The following is a 4001-nucleotide window of genomic DNA, read 5'->3' as shown; positions in this document are numbered from 1 at the left end:
CGCGCGCCCCACAGCCAGGCTGAAGATGGCGTCCCGATGGTCACGGTTGTTCCGCGGTCAGGATGTGAAGCGGTCCAGCGTTTCATCGTGTCGTCCCTTGCGATTCACCCCCCGCCACCATCGCGCGGCGAGGCGTGAACGTCTCTGCCTTCATGAAAGAATGATGTTACCAAACGTAGCATCGTGACAACGCGAAAGTACCTGCCATTAAGTGCATTTCCGCACACTTGGGGACGGGGCAGCAGTGAGGTAGTACTAGGTTGTCGCACTGCACTGGAAAGTGCTCGTGCACTATAGACGAATCCCTTCTCCTCCCAGCCCGGAAATATGACCATTCAAGCAGCCTTTTCCGCATGACCGCCACGCACCTGACCTCACCCGAAGCCATCGGCATCACCCTCTGGCTCGTCGACCTGAGCCTGCCCTCGTCGGACCCCGGCGATCCCGACCAGCTGGCGCTGCTCAGCGCGACCGAAAGGGCCAAGGCCGGCCGCTTCCATTTCGAGCGCGATGCCCGCCGTTACCGCGCCAGCCACACGGCGCTGCGCCAGCTGCTGGCGCAGGTCACGGGCCAGCCCGCGCGCGTCCTGAGCTTCGTCGAAGGCCCGTTCGGCAAACCGCGCCTGCGGGGCGAGGGGCAGCCCCACTTCAACATGAGTCACAGCGGCGACTGGGCGCTGATCGGGCTTTGCGCCGACGCGCCGATCGGCGTGGACATCGAGGTGCCACGGGAGATGAACGACCTCGAATCGCTGGCGCAGCGCAATTTTTCCCCGGCCGAGTTCCTGGCCCTGTGCGCGGTCGATCCGGACCAGCGCCTGGAGGCCTTCCTGCGCTGCTGGACCCGCAAGGAAGCCTGCCTCAAAGCCCTGGGCAGCGGCCTGTCCATCGAGCCCGGGGTGTTCGAGGCGGGGATCGAGACCGAGCCTCGGTTCACCGCGATCGACGTCCAGGGTCAGGCCTGTGCCATGGCGGTGCACAGCCTGGCGCTGCCATTCCCCGGCCAGGCCGCCTGCGCGCGCCTGGCGGACACCGACCGCCACCTGGCGATGTAGCGGACGGCTTTCAGGCGCCCGCGCGGGGCCGGTCGCGGCGCCACCAGGCACCGGCGTTCCACAGGCTCAGCAGGCGCGCGCGGTACCAGTCGCGCCGCAGCTCGCCCACCTGGGCCAGCGCCCAGGTGGCGGCCAGCACCGCCAGCAGGAGCACGCCGTACAGGCCCCAGCCGGGCTGCGACAGGCCCAGGGCGCTGGCGAACACCAGCAGGGTGAAATGGATCAGGTAGAAGCTGAAGGTGAAGCCGGCGAGCCGCTGGATCCAGCGCGCCCCGGCCCCCTTGAAGTCCCATTCACAACGCGCGCAGCCGATGACGAAGCCCGCGAAGATCAGGGCCACCACGTAGTCCGACAGCACATGGACCGTGGAACCCGGGTCGAAAGGCACGGGCAGGACCTGGCTGAAACCGGCGTACAGGCGGCGCGATGCCTCGTCGGTCACGCCCCGCAGGCCCGACAGGAAAAACACCAGGTAGGCGGCCACGGCAAGGCCCATGAGCAGCCGAGCGGCGCGCGGCCCCATCCGCAGGCCGGGCAGGCGCCGCTGGAGCCAGACGCCCAGCAGCCAGACCGGCAGCAGCAGCACGATGCGCGGCCCCATCACGGCCAGTACCCCGATCAGGGCGACCCAGCGCAGCGGCCCGCGCAGAAACAGGGCCACGCCGAACAACACGTAGTACCAGACCTCGTAACCGAGCGACCAGTACGGTGCCATGCTGAACGGCTGGATGGCGCCGAACCAGGTCTCGCCCAGAAACAACCAGTGGAACGGCAGGTAGAACCAGAGCCTGGGGTATTGCCAGTCGGGTGTGTACAGGCTGGGGTTGAGCCGCATCCCGACCAGATCGATGGCCAGGGCCAGCAGCACCGCGGGCAGCGCGACGGAGTACACGCGCGAGAGGCGCGCCAGCGCGTACCGCCCTCCGCTGAGCTGGCGATCGCGGGTGGTGTGCGCGATCACCAGACCGGAGATCACGAAGAAGGCGATCACTGCGTCGTCGGCCGACCGGTGCCAGGTGAGCGTGAGCGCCGATGGCGCCACCTTGAGGTAGACCGAATGCCCGATGTAGACCGCCAGGGCCGCGAGCACGCGGCACAGGTCCAGCCACACGGAGAGCGCGGGCGTCATCGTCGCGGCGGGGCGCGCGGCATCGCTGGTCGCGGGCATGGGGGAACTCCGTCTGGGGGGGACGCTCAATGTAACAAATAGTTGACAAAGTGGACCCGCAAAAGTGGTGGGATTCCGCATTGCTTCACATCTGGCGAGGAATCGAATGCCCCAAACGCGACGAAACCCGTACACACTGCCGTACCACTGGAAAACCTTCGAAACCAGACGCCGTCGAGTCATGTCGGCTCACTACAATGCCACGCAACACCTGAGCCCCCCGTGAACCGCCCAGAGGCACTCGCCACCGCCGCGCCGCCGCACCCGCGTGCCCCCCTGCCCCAACGAAAATCCGGGAACCTCCGTTGAACATAAGAAAAAAAATCGGCCTGCAGTTTTTGGTGAGCAATGGCGCCACGGTCGCCAACTTCGCCCTGTCGGTCATCCTGGCGCGCCTGCTGACCCCCACGGACATCGGCATCTTCTCGATGAGCGCCATCCTCATCACCTTCGCGCACGTGTTCCGCGACTTCGGTGTGTTCTCCTACATCGTCAAGGAGAAGGAGGTCACGCAGCAGACCATCCGCACCGCGCTGGGCGTGCTGCTGGTGACGTCCTGGACCGTCGCCGCCATCCTGTTCTTCACGTCCGATGTGTGGTCGGTGTTCTTCAAGACACCCGAGGTCGGCGACGTGGTCAAGGTGCTGGCCATCGGCTTCGTCTTCATTCCGTTCGGCTCCATCCCCTACGCCCTGCTCACGCGCAACCTGGAGGTCAAGCGCACCTCCAAGGTCATGGCGATCTCGGTGGTGACCTACTTCATCACCACCATCGCCCTGGCCTACACCGGCCACGGCCACATGACCATGGCCTGGGCCAACCTGGTCAACATCATCGTCACTGGCGCGGCCTACCACTGGTACTCCACCACGCCCATCCCGTGGCTGCCCAGCCTCAAGGGCTGGAAGAAGATCACCCACTTCGGCACCGGCACCATCGTCACCTCCACCGTCGCGGCCCTGGACGCGGCGCTGCCCGACGTGATGCTGGGCAAGATGAGCACGCCCGCGGCCGTGGGCTATTTCAGCAAGGCCGCCTCGGCGGTCTCGCTGCCCTACACGGTGCTCAAGTCGACCATCGACTATTTCGCGCTGCCCTACCTCTCCAAGCTGCACCACGCCAACGAAGACATGGCGGCGGCGATCCAGCAGGCTTCGTCGTACATCTCCGTGGTCATCATCCCCGCCATGGTGTGGATGATGGTGATGGACCGGGAGATCATCCTGTTCCTGTTCGGTCCGCAGTGGGTGGCCAGCATCGACGTGATCCCCTGGCTGTGCCTCACGGGGGCCGCCGGCATCCTCTTTCGCCTGGTCACACCCGCGCTCACCAGCATCGGCAAGCCGTATGCGGCCGCCGTGCCCTCGCTGCTGGTGCTGTTGATCAAGGTGGTGCTGGCCATCATGCTGTTCGACGGCACCCTGGTGAGCTTCGGCATCGCCATGGCCATCGGCCAGATCGTGGGCATTCCGCTCTACGTCATGGTCAACAAGGTCTACTTCGGGCTGGGCGTGCGCCAGTGGCTGCGGGGCAATGTGCCCATCGTGCTGATCTCGCTGATCACCGGGACCTTCAGCTACGCGCTCAAGACCTACGTGCACCCCAACTTCCCGATCTTCTTCAGCCTGCTGTTCAACGGCGTGATGTTCGTCGCCGCCTGGTACGCCTGCATCATGCTGATGAAGCCGCCGATCGAAGCCGAGCTGCGGCGCTTCCAGGACAGCGCGGTGGCCTTGATCTTCAAGAAGGACGCGGCGGGCTGAACGGCCCCCGCGCCC

At 65.9% G+C, this 4001-nt stretch carries 3 protein-coding genes; 2 read left to right on the top strand and 1 reads right to left on the bottom strand.

The window, feature by feature from the left end; genetic code table 11:
• The first annotated feature begins 353 nt into the window (after window positions 1–353).
• On the top strand, window positions 354–1055 hold the full coding sequence (locus AC3WPZ_RS01000) for a 4'-phosphopantetheinyl transferase family protein (protein ID WP_492437789.1): 702 nt from the start codon (window positions 354–356) through the stop codon (window positions 1053–1055).
• Between the two features lie 10 nt (window positions 1056–1065).
• On the opposite strand, the gene AC3WPZ_RS00995 is transcribed toward AC3WPZ_RS01000, so the two are convergent.
• Window positions 1066–2223, bottom strand: coding sequence for an acyltransferase family protein (locus tag AC3WPZ_RS00995; protein WP_444686477.1), 1158 nt, complete (start codon window positions 2221–2223; stop codon window positions 1066–1068).
• Between the two features lie 341 nt (window positions 2224–2564).
• Here AC3WPZ_RS00995 and AC3WPZ_RS00990 point away from each other — a divergent pair, with 341 nt between their 5' ends.
• Window positions 2565–3986: an oligosaccharide flippase family protein gene (locus AC3WPZ_RS00990; protein WP_382158236.1), complete on the top strand. Its 1422-nt coding sequence runs from the start codon at window positions 2565–2567 to the stop codon at window positions 3984–3986.
• The last annotated feature ends 15 nt before the right edge of the window (window positions 3987–4001 follow it).

Source organism: Hydrogenophaga sp. FW305-3-2-15-A-LB1, assembly GCF_058787875.1.
This window is presented reverse-complemented; position numbering and strand designations above follow the sequence as displayed.